Consider the following 19,594-nt stretch of genomic DNA (forward strand, 5'->3'; position numbering starts at 1 on the left):
CCCTTAACACAATCGCCATTCAAATGATTTACAATAAATATATAAGTTGCGTACAAACTATGAGGAGGTCAATATCAACCATGAAATTTTCTAAAAAAATGTTAGCAGGCGCACTGGCAATGATGCTGGGCGTTAGCTTAGTAGCTGGCTGTGGTGGCCAAAAAGAAACTCCCAAAGAAGCGCCAAAAGCGCAAGCTGAACTATCAGGTACTGTTACCGCATCTGGTTCGACGGCACTCTTGCCTTTCTTAAAACCAGCACAGGAAGAATTTCAGAAGAAAAATGCTAAAGTGACTGTAAACATTGCTGGTGGTGGCTCCTTTACCGGCCAGAACCAGGTGGCTGCAGGTTCGGTTAATATCGGTAATTCTGATGTACCTCTGCAGGATAGCCTTAAAGACAAAGGGCTTGTTGAGACCAAACTCGTAGGCATTCCTTTCGTATTCATTGTAAATACTGATGTTGCTGTTGACAATCTGACCCAGCAGCAATATGTAGATATCTTTACAGGCAAGGTAACTAACTGGAAAGATGTGGGCGGCAAGGATCAAAAGATTACGATCATTCATCGTGCCAAGTCTTCTGGATCCCGGGGGGCTATCGCTGAGATCGTGCTCAAAGGCGCAGCCTTCACTGACAATGCCGTTATTCAGGACTCTAACGGTGCTGTTAGAGCAGCAATCGGTAGTACGCCAGGCGCTATCGGTTATGTTGATGCCGCTTATGCCGATCAATCAGTCAAGACTCTAGCCTATAACGGTGTCAAATATAGCATCGATGATGTAGTAAGTGGCAAATACCCGGTATTTACCTATGGCCGTATGTATACCAAGGGCGAACCGACTGGCGCGGTGAAATCTTTCATTGAATATGCAACAAGCAAAGAATTCCAGGACGCGTATGCTGAGAAAAACGGATTTGTGCCTATCAATAAAATGAAACAGTAGTTTGCTGTAAAAAAGCTCTGGACCGAAAAAAACGGTTCAGAGCTTTTTTGTTTACTGTTACATTTTGAGCAAGGAAAAAACTAGGCGCTCTTTTCATTCCGCGAACTCAGACATTAGCAACAACCACCGCCTGTGTAATGATAAGTTGGTTCGGTGACGAAAAGATCCGGGCGTTTCAGTAACCGCAAATTTCCTGCAGTTTTCTGACAAACCGGCAATGGCACATCGCGGTCAATGACATGCCCTTGCCGTCATCGAAGGATTCATCAGCGCCAGCAAACACACAGGCTCCATCGGCAGGAACGGGGGTCTTGTAGGCAACAAGGTTAATTGATTCCAAGTGGATGTCTTCACCACCTACGCCAATGTAGAGAATGTTAGTTTAGTTTGCTAAGTATATCCTTTGAATGTGAGTTGTGATGCGAGATAAACAATAAAATCAAGGCTGGTTTTTATTAAATTTAACATAATCTTAACATTGGATTAACAAAGCCGGTCACACTAATACCGTATAATTAAAGAGAACTACTCTTTAGACAGGATGTGACTGTATGGCAACAACCGCTGCCAGTCGGGATCACCGGCTGAAACTGGCGTATGACAGGTATGTGCGCTATTTGTTTATTGCAAGCGCTTCTCTGATGACAATCATCATCTTATCGATCATTGTATTTGTCGGTCAGCAAGGGTTAATGACCTTTAAAGAAGTAAGCCCCCTCGAATTCTTCCTATCCTCTAAGTGGGATCCCACAGAAGATAGTTATGGTGCCTTAAGCTTTATTATGGGTTCGCTATACGTTACGGTACTGGCGGTACTGTTTGGTGCGCCGCTTGGTTTGGCCGGGGCCATCTTCATGGCCAAGATTGCCCCCGAGTGGCTGAGGGAGATTATGCGGCCGGCTACTGACCTATATGTCGCCATTCCATCAGTTGTCTACGGGTATGTCGGGCTGACTGTACTGGTGCCGTTTATCCGTGAGTTTTTCCACGTGAGTACTGGTTTTGGCTTGCTGGCAGCTGCAATGATTCTTTCTGTTATGATATTGCCAACAATTATTAGTATCTCCGAGGACGCAATCCGGGCTGTGCCAAAAACCCTGGAAGAGGCTTCGCTGGCGCTTGGTGCTACCCGTTGGCAGACAATCGCCAAGGTATTGTTGCCTTCGGCCCTGCCTGGTATTCTAACTGCTATTATTTTAGCAATGGCCAGAGCCATCGGTGAGACAATGGCTGTCCAAATGGTTATTGGCAATACACCGCAAATGGTAAAATCACTGTTTATGCCAACCTCGACGCTTCCCAGTGAGATTGTTGTTGAGATGGGCAATACCCCATTTGGTTCAGCCTGGGGTAATTCCCTGTTCTTAATGGCTCTGGTGCTGTTACTACTGTCGCTTGTCATGATTTTAGTAATTAGACAGATTGCGGCAAGGAGGATGGCGTAATGTTGGCAAGAAGTAAGGATAAAATAGCCACCGCGGTTATGTGGCTGGCTGGAATGCTCATTTTAGCAATACTTGCGACATTTCTAGGATACATGCTCTACAAGGGGTTGCCTGTCTTAAGCTGGAGCTTTATTACCGGCATGTCAAGCGATATTAATGCCGGAGGCGGTGTTGGGGCACAGCTGTTTAACTCTTTCTATATATTGGGGTTATCGATGGTCTTTTCTATTCCAGTGGCTGTTGGGGCCGGTATTTATTTGGCAGAGTATGCGGGCAATGACCGGTTAACTGATATGATCCGGTTAAGCACCGAGAGTTTGGCAACAGTTCCATCTATCGTGCTGGGGTTATTTGGTATGATTATTTTTGTCAATATGTTTGGCATGGGGTTTAGTATTATTGGCGGGGCGCTTACCCTGCTGCTCCTAAACCTGCCGGTGCTGGTGCGGGTCACCGAGGAATCTATCCGTACTGTTCCTGCCTATTACCGGGAGGCCAGTCTGGCGCTGGGGGCTACAAAATGGCAGACAATCTGGCGGGTAGTACTGCCAAATGCTTTGCCTGGTATCATTACAGGTATCACACTGACAGCAGGCCGGGCTCTGGGCGAAACTGCCATTTTGATTTTTACTGCCGGCACTACGGTATCCCGGACAGTACCTGACTTTAACGTTATGGCCGCAGGGGAAACGCTGGCAGTGCACATGTGGTATGTAATGGCTGTCGGCCTAGTGCCTGACCGGGTAGCAGTAGCTGATGGAACCGGTGCCCTGTTACTCATTACAATCTTAATATTTAACCTGATGTTTACGTTGCCCAGTAAATATATTCAACGGAAAATGGCTGGTGGCGGCCATTAAAAAGAGTCCTGAGATGCTAAATCTCAGGACTCCTCTTTTTCGGTGTATCTTCGTCGTTAAGTTTTAGTTTTTTTTGTTTTAAGGCTGTTTTTTTTACCTTGTTCCATACTTTGTACCAACTGTTGATGGCTGTGGCTGATTTGGCTAACTGCCAGCCTGTAATAAGACCGACATCGCGGTGAGTAAGACGGCTGGCTGAAGCTTTAACAAGGTCATGTAAGAGTGGCGTTGTATAGGAAACGTCCTGAATGTTGCCTAATAAATCCTGGAGTTTCTCCAGGCGCTTGGTGAGTAACCGGGTACTGTCCGGTAGAACGGGTGACAAAGACTCTAGTGTGTATCTAAGGCGCTTGCCAGAGGTGCGTAGCTTCTGAACGGCATTCAAATCTGTAAGGTCAAGTTCATCGCCTAGGCTCAGAAACTGCTGTATCCAGTGGGTTAGGCGCTCCAGAGAAAATCCTTTAAATGTTGGTGATTGATCTTCGACAGTTCTATCTGCCCAGATTTCAATAAAAGACCATAAGCCTAGGAGAACCGGTGTAATCTGGCCGGCAGTCACATCCATATAAAGGCTGTTTCTTACGCTATTGCGTTTGTCGGCAATTAACACGGCCAAACCTGATTTTCTTGGCGTTTGGGGAAGGATTTTTGCCATATAATCAGCCATTTCGTCCCAGGTGGTGCTAAACACATCCAGATCGCGAACATCACCAAGGCTGTTACCCCAGATACTAAGTTTGCTCTGCCAGAACGAATACTCTTCTACAGTCAGTAGTGGCTTGGAGAACTGGAGCAGTGCGCGCAGTTTGCGCAGCGCTATCCGGAAGTCGTGCAGTGTTTCTGGATTGTCAGGATGGGTTAGATAATCCTGCTGAGCTGTGATTGCCTCATGGATAGTAAAAATCATAATCTGGCAGAGTACCTTGTAGGCAGGCAGGGCAGCACTCTTTTTTCTTAGTGGGGAAGGCTGCGGGGTATCATGCCCAAGCCCATTAGCTAACCCTGCTAAGATGGTTGCCCGATACAGTTTGCTTTCTCGTTCTGGCAGCAGTGCAAACTCCTCGGCCAGAGCTGCTCCCAGCCAAACTAAATCTCTGGCATGGCCTGCTTTTAATTCAAGCTCAAGCTCTACAATTTTTTGCTGCTTATCACCAGCCAGAATATCGCCATTGTCAAGTGCTAGTTCAATGCTGCTGCCATCTGGGGTAATGATGTCTAGCAGGTGACGTTCAAAGTTGGTGCTAAATATTGGTTCTAAGGTCCTAGCCCCAACCGCTTCCACCAAGCGTCCGCCAATATCTGTAGCCAGGAATGGTTCAATACTGGGGTCTGAGCTGTCTGCTGGCAGGTTATACTCCTTACGCTGGTGAAGGCCGCCATCGCTGCTGCCGTCGGCCTTGACGGTCGCGGTCCACTCACCACCAGCCAGGCGCAAGCGGTAAGACAGGCGCGATTTTAGCAAACGCTGATCAGATGTATCATAATAGGTGGTTTCAAGGTGTTGGACAGAGGCTGGCTGAGCAGACAGCTTTATTAACAAAGGAGACGTTAATAGACGATCAAGGCAGGTAGGGTCAGCCAATCGCAATTTAAGTTCCGCTTCAATGTTTGACACAGGAAAAACACCTCCTTTAAGTATGTAATGTCCAAATTGGAATAATTTTATAGGTATTCGCCTTACGCAGAGTAATGCCCTTGTTTTAGAGATGTTTTTTTGGACATCTCGTGGTAAAGTCACAAAAAAAACTGACTCAAGAGAACCGTCCCCTTGAGTCAGTTTGCTGGATAGTGTAAGTTAGGCTACGGTGAATCTATTAACAGCACGATCAATGCCGGCCAGGGCACAGAAGCGTTCGAATAAACCGGCAGTTGTACGTTGGGCAAGGGGTAAGAGGTGGGTAGTTACCGTGTGAAAACGGGTATGATTTTCTTCAGTTACCCATTCCAGGTAATCGGCGGCAGCGAATGCATTACTGATAAGCAAACCATAGGGGTCTTTGCTGTCTGGGTATAGGCCTTGGTTTTCTACTGCAAAGGAGGCATGATGTATTTTGACCCAGCCTTCATACTCCTTATGGCCTGAGAATAGTTTGGCCCGGGCATGATGGGGAACACACAAGTCCTGAAGCAAATGCGCGGCTGCCCCTAGGAAAAAAACGCTTTTTGCCAAATCATGCTGCCGGGCACTGCTTAACGCAGCTTTAAAGTAAATGGCGAAATCATCAAGAGCAGTGGCAAATTGCCATAACCCTTTGCCTGTTTGCGGCTCATAATAATGGCTGACATTTTTCCAACCCTTATCTGCCCATTGGACGCCGACATTTAGTTCGGCGAGAAAGCCCTGCAGGAAGCAGGCACAATGCTCTAATCCATCATTATATAAAATAGCAATAGCCTGTTTGTTAAGGAACTCATGCGTTATGCTGGGGCGGTCAAATAAGCTTTGAAAGGGACTAACAGCAGCCAGCAGCAGGTTGGCTCCTGCTAGATCTGCGTGTACTGCGGGTAATGACACAGACTTCATAGTCATCTCCTCCCATTTCAAGTCAGGCAAGACCCGCCAGGCCAGGGTATTAGCGCGACGCGGCCGCTCCGGTGAGAAACAGCTCTTGCCAGACTGTAGTTGCAATCGTTTGGGCAGCAGCCGGGCGGCCCAGGATAGATGCCATCTCCCGCATATAACCTAATCGTTCAGGATTGGTCAATAGCTCGTAGACAGTATTGGACAGGGTGTGGGTGTTTTCAATCCACAGTGCAGCCCCTTTTTTGGTCAGGTAAGCCGCATTTTCTTCTTCCTGGCCGGGGATAGCCTGATACAGGAGCATCGGCAGTTGTACCGCCAGTGCTTCACTGATTGTGAGCGCACCTGGTTTGGTGATAAGCAAATCGGCTGCTGACATTAACTCGGGAATATGCCGGGTATAGCCAAGCACTTTGACAGGGTGAACAAGGGCTTGGGCTTTAGCGGAAAGGCTCCGCCTAAGTGTGGCGTTGCGGCCAGCCACTACCACCAGATTCAGCGGCAGTGGCAAAGCATCGATGGCAAGTACTGCGTGTTCAAGATCTCCCAGTCCGAGTCCGCCGCCCATCATCAGGACAACAGGGTGATTGTTGGCAAACCCCAGCTCCCTGCGAACTGCCGCCTGCTCAAGTGCGTCAGGCCGACGGCTGAATTTTGGGCCGACAGGGATGCCTGTGGCATGAATGCGGTTGTTGTCAATACCTTGCAGCGTCAATTGTTGTTTGAGCTCCGGGGTAGCGACAAAGTACAAGTCAGTCTCGTTATAACACCAGAGGCGGTGAATGGCAAAATCAGTAATAACGCCAATAAGCGGTATCTTGATTCGCCGGGTGCGCTTTAGGTACGCCGCGGCGCCACAGGGGAAAGGATGGGTGCAGATAATAGCGTCAGGGCGATGGGTATTAATCAAGGTAAGCATATTGCGTTTCATTGCTATCGCCAGCAGGCTTTGAACCTTGCTGCCTGGCAATGGCATTTGGGACAATCGGTATAGTAGGTCATAGATATCGGGAAACATATCAATCATCTTGAGGTAAGCGTCTTTTACCAGCGTATTAAGATACGAGTTCTCACCGGCCATGAAGTCGACGACCTGGGAGGTAGTCAGTTCCTGAAGCTCAAGGGCTGTTTTAACAGCCTGGGCTGCCTGAGTATGGCCGGAGCCCATTGACGCTGAGACTAATAAAATTTTTGCCGAATTATTTTTTGCCGACAAAGTATTCACCTCGTTACTAATCTCATTTTTATTCTAGCAGGTTTTACGTGCGAGACTGTTAACGTCAGGTTAAGCGCGCGTTAATTTTTCTAAGTAAAAAAACGCCCACGTTCATTGCTTACTCAATTGCAAACAAGAGCGGCGCGTTGATTGGTTAAACTGTTTGACTGTTGGTTTGCGTAGCGGCGCTGCGGCGATCACAGATCAGGCATGATCCGGCCTGCTGTTTAGCCTGCTTTTTCAGGTCGGCGGCTACCTCTGCAATCTCCAGGTAATTAGTAAACATATGTAGTCGGTTAATTACGACTGCAATGGAGATAGACACTATGGGGAAGTGTTCAAGCTGTCCCTTGCGATTTTTAACCTCTAAGTAACCTTTGATTAAATCATCAGGATGGTACTGACTTTTAATCTCGTGGTCAAATAGTTCAATAATGCTTGTAGCGATGCTTGGGACACATTCAGGTTTAGTAATAATGATAAAATCATCGCCGCCAATATGACCGAGAAAGTCATCAACAAAACCGGACTTACCGATGCTGCGGCTTAATACCTGTGAGGTTAAAAGCAGTACTTTATCACCGCGCTCAAAACCATATTTATCATTGTACGCCTTAAAATTGTCAAGGTCAAGATACATAACTGCAAAAGGCTCTTTAGCCTCGACAAGTTCTTTCAAGCGGTCTTCAATTACCAAATTGCCTGGCAGGCCGGTAAGTGGGTTAGAATTATGGGCACGGCGGATTTGGAGGTTAGTAATTTTGTTAAGCAGGGACATAATGGATACCACACCCACAAACTTACCATCTCTTACGACAATAATAAAGTCATAGAGATGAGAGTCCTCCCTGATCATTGCCATTTGGGATACTGCTTCGAGCGGTAGCTCAGCATTGACGATAAGCGGGTGTTTATCCATTACCCGTTCAACTGGACGCCGGTAATATAGTGATATGCCGTAATTGGTTCCCAATTGATAGTACAATTTATCTTTCATCAATAAGCCGACTGGACAGTCACCATCAACAATGACAATACCACTCGTTTGCTCTATTGTAAAGATTTCTTCAACAGCACTTACTACAGTGGTGGGCTGAATTGTAGGAATCTGTTCGACAATTTCGCCAATGCTAACCCCAAGTCCTCTGCGGGAACGGGATCTAGCCTGAGCATCCTGGAAGTTGTACTCGGCAATCATTTCAAGCACCTCCTGTGGTATTTCAGGCGGCGGGAAAGCAGGCCGCGCTAGAAAAAAACCCTGACCATAGTGAACGCCTCTACTAATAAGGCTGGCCAGTTCGTCAGCACTCTCAATCCCTTCGGCAATAATCTTGCTGTGAATAACGTCAGCCAGCTTGGTCATGGCATCAAGCATCGCCTGTTTGAGCGGGTCTTTATCGACATCATGGACAATTGAACGGTCAAGTTTGATATAGTTCGGCCTGAGCTCGGCAATGGATTGCAGGCTGGAATAGCCTGCACCAGCGTCGTCAATCGCGATGCTGTAACCCTGGGCCCGATAGTGGTTGAGTGATTTGCTGAAACTGTCAAAGTCAGTAATGGCCGTTCGTTCAGTAATCTCAAACGTAACCTGTTCTGGATTGAGGCCCTGTTTTATTACAAACGCTTTGGTTAGACCGCCGCGAAAGTTAGGGTCTTTAACAACCTCTGCATTCATATTAAGAAATAATCTCTGATTTTTCTCCAGGTTATTTAAATGACTCAGTGCCGCTTCCCGGCAAACCTGCTCCAATGCGAGCAATTTGTCATTATCTACGGCAACACTAAAAAGTTCGATTGGATAGTGCAGCGGGCTGCCTGCCGGGCCCCTGCTTAAGGCTTCATACCCCATAATCGCTCCTGTTTTCAGATTAACGATAGGCTGATAAACAGGAGCGATTTTTTTGTCTCTAATGATTATCGCAAGCTCTTCTTTCAGGTCTGCCGCTGTGGAGGGCTGCTTAGACGGCTGCGACCCGCTAAAGAAAGGCAGGCCACCGGTTTGTAATGCTAGTGTATTAAAGGCTAAAACGTTACTGCATATGCCTTTCAGCAACTGCGGCAGCTTAAGCGGCATAGGAAATACCTCCTAGGAATACGCTACTGTTACATACATTATAATCCAGAAGTCATCAGAACTTTGTAATGATTGTGTTAACTTTTTGGAAATGTATGTAACAGGCTTGCAATTGCCATAATAACAAAGAAAGTAAATGTTTAGTGAGGTGGATTTACGATGAACAGAAAAAGTATTATTTGTTTCGCCGTGTTTGTGTGTCTGTGTCTGGCGCTTGCAGGCTGCAATAATCAGCCGCTGAAGAAGCCTGAAACACCGCAGATGCCTCAGAATCCGTCAACCCCCAAGCAGGCAGCCCAGCAGAATGAACCGGATATTACCGTGTTTATGCATGAAACAGGTGAGAAGAAAACCATGAAAATGGAGGAATACATTGCTGGGGTAGTGGCCGGAGAGATGAAAAATGACTGGCCGGTACAGGCGCTGGCTGCGCAGGCGATTATAGCCCGAACCTTTACCGTGGAGGCCATTGAGACCAAAGGTGGCGTTCCTGATCGCGGCACCCAGGCTTCCACTGATATCAAAGAATTTCAGGCATATAGCGCCAAGGATGTTAATGATAATGTGAAAAAAGCCGTGCAAATGACGCGCGGCATGGTGATAACCTATCAGGGAAAGCCTATTAAAGGCTGGTTCCATGCGTCTGCCGGCGGCATTACCGCCACTGCAAAAGAAGGGCTTAACTACCGGGATGCAGAACCGCCGTATATCCAGTCAGTGCAGTCACCAGATGATTTAGCACCAGAAGATGTTAAGAAATGGACGATTGTTTTCCCAAAAGAAAATGTCATTGCCGCTATGAATAAAGTGGGTAAAAAGGTAAGTGATATCAGCAGTATCGAGATTGGTCAGAAAGGCCCGTCAGGACGGGCTACAATGCTTAAGATCAATAAGAATGTTGAGGTCTCAGGCCCGGAACTTAGGGTAGCTTTAGACAGTACCAAGCTAAAATCTATGCTTCTGGATAAAATTGAGGTGAGTGAAGACAGTGTAACCTTTGCCGGCAAAGGCTATGGGCATGGTGTAGGAATGTCCCAGTGGGGTGCTAACAGCATGGCCAAAGACGGCAAACAACCTGAAGAGATTGTTACTCATTATTTTAAGGATGTAAAGGTAGAAAAGCGTTGGAATTAGTAAAATAGCGTAATCAGACTGGTGATGGGAATGCCGGGAAGGAGGTATTTATGTCCAGAATTTCCCGTCGTGAAAGCGCTAATATTACCTTCTATAACATTGCGGTTGTTCACCGGCGTTCCCCGGGTCTGGTTGCCTGGTGGTCTGCAGCCTTCCCAGGCTTTGGTTTCATTGCTCTGGGCAGCTACCTTAAAGGCTATCTTTTGGTTATCTGGGAGTTTTTTATTAATATTAACTCTAACCTGAATTTGGCCATTATCTACGCTTTTACCGGCAGGTTTGAAATGAGTGCTGCTGTGTTGGACACCCGGTGGTTGTTATTGTATTGTCCAATGTATATTTTAGGTATCTGGTGCAGCTACCGCTTGACAATTGAGCTAAATAAAGTGGCTCAAATCAGCCGCAGCCAGCCGCTTGGCATCAGACCACAGGTAATCAACGGGCTTGGCATCAATCTATTGGACAAGCGCCTGCCGTATATGGCAATGGCCTGGTCAATTCTGATGCCTGGTCTGGGGCATATCTATACGACAAGACTTAGTACCGCGCTGGTGATTATTGTAGCCTGGCTGGTAACTGTACTTAAATCAGGTTTTTTGCCGGCAGTTCATTTGACTGTGCTTGGACAGTTTAATCAGGCAACGCTGGCCGCTGATCCGGAATGGCTGTTGTTTATTCCTTCAATTTACTGTTTTGCCTTATTTGACGCTTACGACCATTGTGTCGAATACAACAAGTTATTTGATCGGGAACAAGCCCAGTTTTTACGCCAGGACTACCAGGACTCAGGCTTTATTATGCCGCTGTAACCAAGCGCCATCTATTTATGGAAGGCAAGATTAATGTATATTATCGCAACATATAACCATTCACTCTACCTGGAAGTAGCTTTAGCCCAACTGGCAGAACAAGGTTTGGGTAAAGACAAAATCATAGCAGTACCACTGCACCGCCAACAAATATCTGTGAGTATTTTTGACTCGATCAATGATACTGATGGCGTTAGCCTCTTGGGTGGCTCGCTGGCCTTCGGTACAGCAACAATGGTATTGGCAACAATATATGGTTTTGTCTGGCATTGGGGCCCTATTGTCTGGGGGTTAATTGGTCTGTTTGCCGGGACGGGTTTCTGGCTGTTAGCCTCATTGATTATTATGCAGAGAAAGCAAGCGCAAAGAATAACTCTAACCGGCAGGACTGATTGTGGTGAGGTGGTGCTGCTTATCCTCTGTGATAAGGTGCAGGCCCAATCTGTAAAAGATATTTTATTGAATAATATGGCGCTGGCTATTGGCATACTGGAACGCTAACGAGGGGGGCTGGCAGTGAGTAAAAGCAATAAGAACAACCGTTACAGGCACTCTGTTGGCAAACTATCAGATATTCTGCCAGACAATGCACTGGATATCTTAAAAAAACGCGTGGCTGTTTTAAAGCAGCTGACTGGTAATAGCGCCGAACTGGGCGAAGATATGTCACGGATTGTTGCCGGTATTAGGGCTGTTCCTCCTACTGGCGATGACATGTTTGTGTTTACGTCTACGCTTGCGCAAAATGTTAAGCTCTTAAAAACAGTATTCCGCGATTGTGATGATATCAAGTTTCGTTTTTTTAAGACAGCCGGCCGGCAGGCCCTGTTAGTGTCGTTAGATGGTATGACTGACACCGCTACCCTGGAAGATAATATTCTAAGACCGCTCATGCGGGCGTCCACGAGCAATTTTGACTTACAGCAGTTTATTGAAGAAAAATTGACGGTGGCTATCGTTACTATCGAAACATCTGCCAATAACGCTGTTGAAGCGGTAATGAGCGGCAAGTCCCTTGTTATGATTGATGGTATTGCTGAGATTTTGTCAGTCGGTGCACCTAAACATGTTAAACGCAGTGTCGGTGTGCCCAATGTTGAAGAAAACATTCGCGGGCCGCAAGACGCTTTTAACGAGACACTGCTTGATAACATTGTACTTATCCGCCGCCGGGCTAAAGACCCCAATATAAAAGTCCGCATTGTTGAAGTAGGAGAGCGCAGTAAAACCAGTGTTGCAATTGTCTATTCCGCCAATCTGGTTAAACCGGGGCTTAGTGAAGAAGTCGAGCGGCGCATAAGCGCCATTAAGGTAGACCAGGTTGCCGTGTCCAAGGTTGTTGAGGATGCTATGGTGGAACACCCCTGGACGCCTTTTCCTCAGCTTGATTCGACGGAAAGGCCGGAGAAAGTACTTAATGCCATTTACGACGGCCGGGTCGGTGTCATTGTTGACAACACACCGGCTGTCATCATGGTGCCTGCGACTTACGCCAGCATAATGCATGCTGTTGAAGACTATACTATGCAGGCCTCGGTGGCCAGCCTTATTCGCTTTACCCGCCATGTGGCAGCCTTTATTGCAATCTATACGCCGGCGCTCTATATTGCGATTGTATCCTACCATCCCGGCATGCTGCCCACAGGCCTGGCCATCTCTATTGCTGAGCTCAGGGCACGTACTCCCTTTCCGTCATTCTTGGAAGCGGTTATGATGGAAGTACTGTTAGAACTCTTTCAGGAAGCAGTAGCCAGGCTGCCTAAGAAAATATCCAGCGCAGCCAGTATGGTCGGTGCTTTCGTTATTGGCACAACGGTCGTTCAGGCCGGTCTGGTCAACCCCCTGCTGGTTGTAGTCACTTCGGTTACTGCCATTGCGTCCTATGTAATGCCTTATTATTCTTTTGGTTTGGCCCTCAGGTCCCTGCGCCTACCGATGTTATGCCTGGCTGCCACGCTGGGGTTATATGGGGTTATGCTGGGCATTCTTATTGTTACAGTTCACTTATTCTCGCTGCGGAATTTCGGCGAGTCCTATCTTGGCGGCATCCTGGATGTTGATCTTTGGTCTGACTGGAAAGACGGACTTGTCAGGCTGCCGCAAAAATTCATGAAAAACAGGCCAATTGAGTTTGGCGCGCAGGATCAGCAACGGCGAGGGGATAATAAGGACTATGGCTAATCTTGAAGCAAAAAGTAAAATGTCGGTTGCCCAGTTTGGTGTACTTATTGCTGCCGTGATGGTGGGTACCCAGATTCTTGCGCTGCCAGGCAAGCTTGTTCCCCAGGCCGAACAGTTTGCCTGGGTGACTGTAATCCTTGGCGGAGGAGCATTTTTTACCGCAGCCTGGATTATGATGAAACTGGGAGAACTCTATCCGGATCAGGACTACACTCTTTACCTGCCTCAACTCTTGGGGAAATGGCCCGGTTTAGCTGTTATTGCTATATTTCTTGGCCTGCTCTTGATCGTTACCTGGGTAAATCTTAATCAATTTAGCCGGGGCTTAGCTTTTTTTATGTTTGACCGGACACCCAGTGATGTTATTATCATGGGCATGCTAGGGGTTGTTGTCTACTGCGCACTCCAGGATCTAGGGACAATTATCCGGGTCGCTGAATTTACCTTCTTTGTTTCCACAATAATGATGGGGATGATCTGGATATTAGGGTTATTTAATTTTCAGCCGGAGAATCTTATGCCGTTTTGGACAGACAAACCGCTTAATATCCTAAAAGCTACGCTTGATACCTGGGATGTTTATAGCGGTTATGAGATTATACTATTGTTGTTTCCCCTGATTAACAGAAAAAAGGGTAACCTTACACTGGCACTGGCACTTGCAATTGGTTTTGTAATGATTATAAGTGTAATAATTATTGTTTTGACAGTGGGAGTTTTGTCGGTGGAGGGGGTAAAAAATGAGTCATACCCGACCTTGGTTGTAGTCCGAAGTGTTGAGTTGCCTGGGACTTTTATTGAACGGTTGGAAAACTATCTGCTTATTGCGTGGATACCTACAGTTTTTAATACCCTGGCGGTATTTGTTTATGTGATTGGCCAGACAATGAGCAGGCTAATGGGGTTCGCTGACCACCGTCCCTGGGTGCTGGCGATTACGCCGGTTATTTTTGTGGGGGCGACTCTACTTGACGGAATGGAACTGGTTAAACTGGCTGATAAGACTGCCAGCTGGTTAGGACTGGTTTTTTCATTGGGGATAATGCCGCTTGTCTATATTTTTGCCAAACAGCGCGAACGGAGCGTGGCATCAAGTGGGGGGTAAAGGGCGGCTGACTGGTATCGTTATTATTACAATGCTTGCTGTACTCACCAGCGGCTGTTGGGACCGGCGCGAGCTGCAGGACAGAAACTTTGTCATGGCAGTAGCAATCGATGTGGCAGAGGCTGGAGAGAAGCCCGGGCAGAGCCAGGCAGCCAGGCAGACCGAGACCTTTATTCAGCCCCATGGCGACAAGCGATACCGGGTTAGTATGCAGGTTCTGCGGCTATCACCGGCAGGAAGTGATAGTCAGCAAAGCGGCAGCGGCAACGCAGGAGGTAGAACCTTTGTTGTGTCTAATATCGGGCAGTCAATTTTTGAAATTCTGCGTGACATGCTTGGTCAAGTCAGTAAACCGCTCTATTTTGAACATATCCAGGCCATTGTCATCAGTGAAGCCGCTGCCCAAAAAGCTGGGATAAAACCCATTATTGATTTATTTTTGCGCGATGCTGAGATGCGCTGGCGGATAAAAGTATTTATTACACCAGGCGAGGCCAGGCCCATTATTGAGTATGTACCACCCAACAAAGAGGCCGGAGGTATTTATCTGGCCAACATCCTCCGTAATCATATCAAAAACATCCATGTTGCCGGGGCGCGAACCGATTTAGGTAATATTAGTGTTACCCTTGATAATAAGCAGGATATGGCTATTCCGCGTATTGAAATGGAAGATAATATCGTAAAAAGCAGCGGTGTGGCTTTATTTAAACAAGATAAGTTTGTGGGGTATGCCGATGAGCAGGCTGTGGCTGGAATTAAATTTATCCGGGCTACGGAAAAGTCGGCAATTATTACCGTGCTTGGCGATAACCCTGATGAAGTGGTTGCTTTTGAATTATTTATGCATGATACCCGGCTTGCTGCGCATGTAGACGGCGATAATATCTATTTTACCCTTGATATAAATATGCAGGGAAATCTGGGGGAATATCAGGCGCCCGGACAGATCAAAGGGGCGGCTGATCCCGCTTTTATCCGTCGTATTGAGGTTAAAACAGCCGCGGAGGTCAAACGGATTGTTTTATACGCTAAAGATACCTGCCAGTCGCGGGGGAGTGATGTTCTTAATTTCTCCACAAAGCTTAAAGCCTATCATCCCCAAACCTGGGCTAAGGTTAAAGACCATTGGGATGAACTATTCCCATATATCCCGCTGGTTGTGTCTGTCAATGTGGTCATCAACCAAATAGGTGAGCATCGATGAACCCCTGGTTTGTTCCGCTTATAGGTAATTGTCTCAAACAAATAGGAGTGTGGATTTTACTGATAGCCTTATGTTTGCCGCTTGCCGGTTGCTGGGATCAGAAGGAGCTGCAGAATCGTCATTTCGCGCTGGCTGTGGCAATTGATGCCGCCGATGGCAGCGAGAGTGCGGCTGAGAACTTTATTCAGCCATATGGTGGCAAACAGTTTCGTATGAGTGTTGAGCTGCTTGATTTTGAGCCCAGCCAAAGCGAGCGGGGGCGAACCTCGCCGATCAAAACCTATGTAGTTTCCAATACAGGCAGATCATTTTTTGAAATGAACCGGGACATGACTGGCCAACTGGGAAAAACGATATCCTGGGAGCATATTCAGGCTATTGTTATTAGTGAAGCCGCCCTTGAAGCCGGTGGGCTGGACCAGTTAATTGACTGGTTTTTACGGGATAATGAGATGCGCTGGCGGATGCGTTTGTATATTACCCCGGGAGAAGCCAAGTCAATCATTAAGTACAAGTCCCCTAGTGGTGAGCCTGCAGGCATTTTTTTGGCCAATGCGGCCCGCAATGCTTTTAGAAACCCCCATATTGTCGGCATTAACGAGGACATTGGTTTTACTTCAGGAAGGCTTGATAAGAATTTGCCGCTTGTTCTGCCTAAGATTGAGTTGACTGAGAACATTATTAAATTAGGTGGTGCAGCCATTATTGGCAAGACTGGCAGACTGGCAGCTTATCTTAACGACTATGACACAATGGCTGAGAAATTTATATTAGGGCTGGAGAAAGGGGCGGTTATTACCACTCGCTGCACTGCCCATCCGGACTATGTGTTACTCTATGAACTGTTTCGGCATGATACCCGTCTGCGCGCGCATGTATCTGGCGACAATATTTACTACACCCTGGATATTACTATGTATGGTAATATCGGGGAGCTGCAGCGCTGTCCTGAACCACATGATCATGCTAATGATGACCCGGAATATGTTCATAAGCTTGAGCTCCAGTTTGCCAAGGAGGTCAAGCAGATGGTGGAGCATGGACTCAAGGTTCAGCAGGATATGGGTATTGATGTTTTATCTTTTGGACGGGAACTCAAAATTCGTTATCCCGGGAAATGGGAAGAAGTAAAAGATCGTTGGGACCAGGATGTATTTCCAACGATCCCGATGGTAGTTTCTGTTAATGTCAACATTACCAGGGTGGGCGAGCATAAATAACTAACTGAAGAAGAAGCTGCAAAACCATAAGCCTAGTGCGGCGGCGGCATAAAATGCCGCCGTTTTGCGTGCGAAATTGGCTTCGCGCCCCCGGGCGTTATGCTGATCCAGAACAGATCCCAGTCCCCAGCCCACGAGGGATGTCGAGAAAAAGACGATGAGCAGCCATAAGGTAGTCTGGTGCACAATCAGGTACATAATTTTTTGCCAGTAATAGGCCAGGTCATTCATTGTAAAACCTCCGCCAGTCTCTTGACTTAGTGCGCTACGCAATCTCTTGTACTATTAATCTATTTTTTGGCATATAGATAACTTGAGATAGCATTGGCCGGGAGGGTGAGTTTTATGCCAATAGATAATAAGACGCCAAAGTGGCGGCATCAGCTGACACTGGTTGATAGGGAAGAGCTTAATGTTGACGGGGTTGTCAGCCTCGGAAGCTATGATGAAAAGGAAATTATTATGGAAACTGAGCAGGGGATGCTGATTATTAAGGGGGACGGTCTTAATATTAAGCAGCTCAATCTGGAGCAGGGTAATATTATTGTTGAAGGAATGGTAAAAGGCATAATTTACGAGGATGAGCAACGGCAACGCAAAGGCCTGCTGGAGAGGTTCTTAAAATAAAGTGCGTAGCCGGCTCCTGTCACTATGGCTAATTCTCCTGATTGCGCTTGCAACCCAGGCTATGGCCTACAGCCTGGCGATTAGCCTGTCTGAATATAGCCGCAGGGCTGTATATGCGAATTTTTCGGCAGGGGCTGCTGCTATGCGGGACGTAAGCGGACTACCATATGCCGATAAAATAAATCAGGCTGGCAGGATATATGGTCTTAATCCGGAAATCATCGCTGCTGTAATTAAGGCTGAAAGCTCTTTTCAACCCCGGGCTTTGTCTGTAGCCGGGGCTTATGGATTAATGCAGGTTATCCCTGGTACCTGGCGGCTGGTAAATAGCCAGGCTAAAATATGTAGCGGAAGGCATGCGGGCGAATGTGGCAGCGATTGTTTTTATGATCCTGATCTTAATATTGCTGTAGGCACATATTATCTAAGTCAGCTGGTGCAGCGTTACAGCGGTCACGCTGAATTGGCAGTTGCTGCCTATAATGCCGGGCCAGGCACTGTTGACAAGTATGGCGGCATTCCCCCCTATGCCGAGACAACCGAGTATGTTGGAAGGGTAGTCGGTAATTGGTATGAGGTAAGCGGTCGTTGGCCGCCAGGCGCGTTGGCGGCTGAGAAATGGGCAAAAACTGCTTCCGCGCTGGGCTGGGGCATACTTATGACAGCAGGCGCTGTTGTTACTGTTGGCCAGCAATTATTTCGCCGGTATAAATCATTGCGCTGGCGCTAGAGTGCAACCACAAAGGAGGTGAGCAGGTGGAGTTCTCAACACAGGTGAATACCTTCTTGCTTATTGCCGCTACAGGAATCCTGCTGGGTGTACTGTTTGATACATACCGGGTGTTTCGGGGATATTTCCGTCCTCCCTGGTTGATTACTTCAGTTGCTGATCTATTATACTGGCTTGTCGCAGCCGGTGTTGCGTTTTTGGCACTTCTCCTGGGTAATTGGGGTGAGTTGAGGTTCTATGTGTTTATTGCGATGATTACAGGGGTAGCTGTCTATTATCGTTTGGCCAGCCGGCACTTTCTTACACTGACTATGATGGTTTTTAAGCTAATCGGCAGACTGTGGCGAACCATAAAAAGGGTGCTTGTGTTTATTTTTGTTAAACCTGTACATTTGGTTGTTAGGGCATCATTTTTCCCATTCCGGTATACAGGAAGAAAGTACTCAGCCTGGTATAAAAAACGTCATCCACCCCCGCCGCCGCCGGAAGAAGTGCCACCCTCCTGAAATTTTCATATAATTTACCTTAAATATAAAAGGATTTGCCGTTTAAAGAGCGAATACAGTAAACATCAAACGCAGTATGGTGATGTTATGGCGCAAAAACGCAAGAAAACAAAACGCTTTAGCTGGTTTAGGCTATGTATATTAATTATGGCCGGGTACTTTTGTTATATGATCATTCTTCAGCAGACCGAGCTGTATAAGATTCGCCGCGAAATGGATGCGGTGAACACCCGCATGGCTGAGGCCGAGGGGGTCAATAAAAACCTGGCAGCTGAAAAGGAAAAACTAAGTATGACAGAGTACATCGAAAAAGTGGCCCGTGAACAGCTCGGTTTGGTAAAGCCAGGAGAAGTGCCGTATATTCCGGCCAGGTAAAGCGCCGTTCCTTGACACATTTTCACCAACAAGAGTATAATATGGATTGCGGGTTCCAAAATAGAATATAAAAAGTACGAAAGATTTTAAGGAGGAAGTTTGATTAGTATGTCCATTGAAGTTGGCAGTGTTGTAGAAGGAGTTGTGACCGGCATAACAAACTTTGGCGCTTTTGTCGAGTTGCCGGGTGGGAAGGTAGGATTAATTCACATCTCTGAAGTTGCTGACGTATACGTCCGCGATGTCAAAGATTTTTTGAAGGAACAAGACAAGGTTAAAGTTAAGGTCTTATCTGTAGACGATCGCGGCAAAATTGGCCTTTCTATTAAGCAGCTGCAGCCTCCTGCGCCAAGAAAGCAGCATTCCAACGATTTCCGCCGCTCTAATAGAGTGAATAGCTTGACTTTTGAAGATAAGCTAAGCAAATTTTTAAAAGACAGCGATGAGCGTCTGACTGATTTAAAGCGCAACACCGATTCCAAACGTGGCGGCAATGGTGGCCGGGGCGGTAGTGCTGGCGGTGGCGGTGGTAGTGGCGGTGGCAGTGCAGCACGCCGGGCTGAGTAAATAAATGGCAAATGCCAGATCTTTATTATGATTATCGACAAAAAATGGAATAATATACCTGTAAGAT

21 protein-coding genes are annotated in these 19,594 nt (G+C 47.0%); 15 read left to right on the top strand and 6 right to left on the bottom strand.

Features of this window, described 5'->3' with window-relative positions; genetic code table 11:
• The first annotated feature begins 80 nt into the window (after window positions 1-80).
• Window positions 81-947: a phosphate ABC transporter substrate-binding protein gene (locus VN379_RS21295; RefSeq protein ID WP_325537603.1), complete on the top strand. Its 867-nt coding sequence runs from the start codon at window positions 81-83 to the stop codon at window positions 945-947.
• Window positions 948-1,122: 175 nt separating this feature from the next.
• On the opposite strand, the gene VN379_RS21300 is transcribed toward VN379_RS21295, so the two are convergent.
• A complete protein-coding gene (locus VN379_RS21300) occupies window positions 1,123-1,287 on the bottom strand; it encodes a hypothetical protein (protein ID WP_325537605.1) in 165 nt (54 codons plus the stop codon).
• A 211-nt stretch (window positions 1,288-1,498) separates the two neighbouring features.
• Here VN379_RS21300 and pstC point away from each other — a divergent pair, with 211 nt between their 5' ends.
• Window positions 1,499-2,392 (top strand): phosphate ABC transporter permease subunit PstC, encoded by an 894-nt coding sequence (gene pstC / locus VN379_RS21305; protein ID WP_325537607.1) that lies wholly within the window; start codon window positions 1,499-1,501, stop codon window positions 2,390-2,392.
• The gene (gene pstA / locus VN379_RS21310; RefSeq protein WP_325537609.1) at window positions 2,392-3,252 is read left to right on the top strand and encodes a phosphate ABC transporter permease PstA; all 861 of its coding nucleotides are present in this window, start codon (window positions 2,392-2,394) and stop codon (window positions 3,250-3,252) included. The genes pstC and pstA overlap by 1 nt, the downstream gene beginning before the upstream one ends.
• A gap of 16 nt (window positions 3,253-3,268) precedes the next feature.
• Here the strand turns inward: pstA and VN379_RS21315 are convergent, their stop codons facing one another.
• The 4 genes from VN379_RS21315 to VN379_RS21330 form a co-directional block, all read right to left on the bottom strand.
• Complete coding sequence (locus VN379_RS21315) at window positions 3,269-4,867, bottom strand: CYTH and CHAD domain-containing protein (RefSeq protein WP_325537611.1); 1,599 nt, start codon at window positions 4,865-4,867, stop codon at window positions 3,269-3,271.
• A 180-nt stretch (window positions 4,868-5,047) separates the two neighbouring features.
• Entirely contained in the window at window positions 5,048-5,776 is a 729-nt protein-coding gene (locus tag VN379_RS21320; protein ID WP_325537613.1) for a zinc dependent phospholipase C family protein, read from the bottom strand.
• 49 nt (window positions 5,777-5,825) lie between these two features.
• A complete protein-coding gene (locus VN379_RS21325; RefSeq protein WP_325537615.1) occupies window positions 5,826-6,989 on the bottom strand; it encodes an MGDG synthase family glycosyltransferase in 1,164 nt (387 codons plus the stop codon).
• Between the two features lie 154 nt (window positions 6,990-7,143).
• Window positions 7,144-9,066, bottom strand: a complete 1,923-nt coding sequence (locus tag VN379_RS21330; protein ID WP_325537617.1) for a GGDEF domain-containing protein — start codon at window positions 9,064-9,066, stop codon at window positions 7,144-7,146.
• Between the two features lie 159 nt (window positions 9,067-9,225).
• Here VN379_RS21330 and VN379_RS21335 point away from each other — a divergent pair, with 159 nt between their 5' ends.
• Genes VN379_RS21335 through VN379_RS21365 form a run of 7 tightly spaced genes read left to right on the top strand, consistent with a single transcriptional unit; the run spans window position 9,226 to window position 16,722 of the window.
• Entirely contained in the window at window positions 9,226-10,200 is a 975-nt protein-coding gene (locus VN379_RS21335) for a SpoIID/LytB domain-containing protein (RefSeq protein ID WP_325537619.1), read from the top strand.
• Between the two features lie 50 nt (window positions 10,201-10,250).
• Window positions 10,251-11,009: a hypothetical protein gene (locus VN379_RS21340; RefSeq protein WP_325537621.1), complete on the top strand. Its 759-nt coding sequence runs from the start codon at window positions 10,251-10,253 to the stop codon at window positions 11,007-11,009.
• Window positions 11,010-11,042: 33 nt separating this feature from the next.
• Entirely contained in the window at window positions 11,043-11,510 is a 468-nt protein-coding gene (locus VN379_RS21345; protein ID WP_325537623.1) for a hypothetical protein, read from the top strand.
• Window positions 11,511-11,525: 15 nt separating this feature from the next.
• Window positions 11,526-13,190, top strand: a complete 1,665-nt coding sequence (locus tag VN379_RS21350) for a spore germination protein (protein WP_325537625.1) — start codon at window positions 11,526-11,528, stop codon at window positions 13,188-13,190.
• A complete protein-coding gene (locus VN379_RS21355) occupies window positions 13,183-14,295 on the top strand; it encodes a GerAB/ArcD/ProY family transporter (RefSeq protein WP_325537627.1) in 1,113 nt (370 codons plus the stop codon). The genes VN379_RS21350 and VN379_RS21355 overlap by 8 nt, the downstream gene beginning before the upstream one ends.
• Window positions 14,285-15,502 (top strand): Ger(x)C family spore germination protein, encoded by a 1,218-nt coding sequence (locus tag VN379_RS21360; RefSeq protein ID WP_325537629.1) that lies wholly within the window; start codon window positions 14,285-14,287, stop codon window positions 15,500-15,502. The genes VN379_RS21355 and VN379_RS21360 overlap by 11 nt, the downstream gene beginning before the upstream one ends.
• A complete protein-coding gene (locus VN379_RS21365; RefSeq protein WP_325537631.1) occupies window positions 15,499-16,722 on the top strand; it encodes a Ger(x)C family spore germination protein in 1,224 nt (407 codons plus the stop codon). The genes VN379_RS21360 and VN379_RS21365 overlap by 4 nt, the downstream gene beginning before the upstream one ends.
• On the opposite strand, the gene VN379_RS21370 is transcribed toward VN379_RS21365, so the two are convergent.
• Window positions 16,723-16,953 carry a hypothetical protein gene (locus tag VN379_RS21370; protein ID WP_325537633.1) on the bottom strand — a complete coding sequence of 77 codons (231 nt, stop codon included), beginning with the start codon at window positions 16,951-16,953 and terminating at the stop codon, window positions 16,723-16,725. It lies immediately after the preceding gene.
• Between the two features lie 114 nt (window positions 16,954-17,067).
• Here VN379_RS21370 and yabP point away from each other — a divergent pair, with 114 nt between their 5' ends.
• From yabP to VN379_RS21395, 5 genes are all read left to right on the top strand, one after another.
• A complete protein-coding gene (gene yabP, locus VN379_RS21375) occupies window positions 17,068-17,349 on the top strand; it encodes a sporulation protein YabP (protein WP_325537635.1) in 282 nt (93 codons plus the stop codon).
• A gap of 1 nt (window position 17,350) precedes the next feature.
• A complete protein-coding gene (locus VN379_RS21380; protein WP_325537637.1) occupies window positions 17,351-18,079 on the top strand; it encodes a lytic transglycosylase domain-containing protein in 729 nt (242 codons plus the stop codon).
• A 26-nt stretch (window positions 18,080-18,105) separates the two neighbouring features.
• Entirely contained in the window at window positions 18,106-18,585 is a 480-nt protein-coding gene (gene yabQ / locus VN379_RS21385) for a spore cortex biosynthesis protein YabQ (RefSeq protein WP_325537639.1), read from the top strand.
• Between the two features lie 87 nt (window positions 18,586-18,672).
• A complete protein-coding gene (locus tag VN379_RS21390) occupies window positions 18,673-18,960 on the top strand; it encodes a septum formation initiator family protein (protein ID WP_325537641.1) in 288 nt (95 codons plus the stop codon).
• Between the two features lie 108 nt (window positions 18,961-19,068).
• Complete coding sequence (locus tag VN379_RS21395) at window positions 19,069-19,527, top strand: S1 RNA-binding domain-containing protein (RefSeq protein ID WP_325537643.1); 459 nt, start codon at window positions 19,069-19,071, stop codon at window positions 19,525-19,527.
• Window positions 19,528-19,594: the final 67 nt, after the last annotated feature.

It is taken from the genome of Sporomusa sp. (assembly GCF_035561255.1).
Classification (GTDB): domain Bacteria; phylum Bacillota; class Negativicutes; order Sporomusales; family Sporomusaceae; genus Sporomusa.

Coding starts and splice junctions, on each gene's coding strand:
- VN379_RS21345 (WP_325537623.1), top strand. CDS start 11,043: ATGTATATTATCGCAACATATAACCATTCACTCTACCTGGAAGTAGCT.
- VN379_RS21330 (WP_325537617.1), bottom strand. CDS start 9,066: ATGCCGCTTAAGCTGCCGCAGTTGCTGAAAGGCATATGCAGTAACGTT.
- VN379_RS21340 (WP_325537621.1), top strand. CDS start 10,251: ATGTCCAGAATTTCCCGTCGTGAAAGCGCTAATATTACCTTCTATAAC.
- VN379_RS21320 (WP_325537613.1), bottom strand. CDS start 5,776: ATGAAGTCTGTGTCATTACCCGCAGTACACGCAGATCTAGCAGGAGCC.
- VN379_RS21355 (WP_325537627.1), top strand. CDS start 13,183: ATGGCTAATCTTGAAGCAAAAAGTAAAATGTCGGTTGCCCAGTTTGGT.
- VN379_RS21390 (WP_325537641.1), top strand. CDS start 18,673: ATGGCGCAAAAACGCAAGAAAACAAAACGCTTTAGCTGGTTTAGGCTA.
- VN379_RS21365 (WP_325537631.1), top strand. CDS start 15,499: ATGAACCCCTGGTTTGTTCCGCTTATAGGTAATTGTCTCAAACAAATA.
- VN379_RS21295 (WP_325537603.1), top strand. CDS start 81: ATGAAATTTTCTAAAAAAATGTTAGCAGGCGCACTGGCAATGATGCTG.
- pstC (WP_325537607.1), top strand. CDS start 1,499: ATGGCAACAACCGCTGCCAGTCGGGATCACCGGCTGAAACTGGCGTAT.
- VN379_RS21335 (WP_325537619.1), top strand. CDS start 9,226: ATGAACAGAAAAAGTATTATTTGTTTCGCCGTGTTTGTGTGTCTGTGT.
- pstA (WP_325537609.1), top strand. CDS start 2,392: ATGTTGGCAAGAAGTAAGGATAAAATAGCCACCGCGGTTATGTGGCTG.
- VN379_RS21370 (WP_325537633.1), bottom strand. CDS start 16,953: ATGAATGACCTGGCCTATTACTGGCAAAAAATTATGTACCTGATTGTG.
- yabP (WP_325537635.1), top strand. CDS start 17,068: ATGCCAATAGATAATAAGACGCCAAAGTGGCGGCATCAGCTGACACTG.
- VN379_RS21395 (WP_325537643.1), top strand. CDS start 19,069: ATGTCCATTGAAGTTGGCAGTGTTGTAGAAGGAGTTGTGACCGGCATA.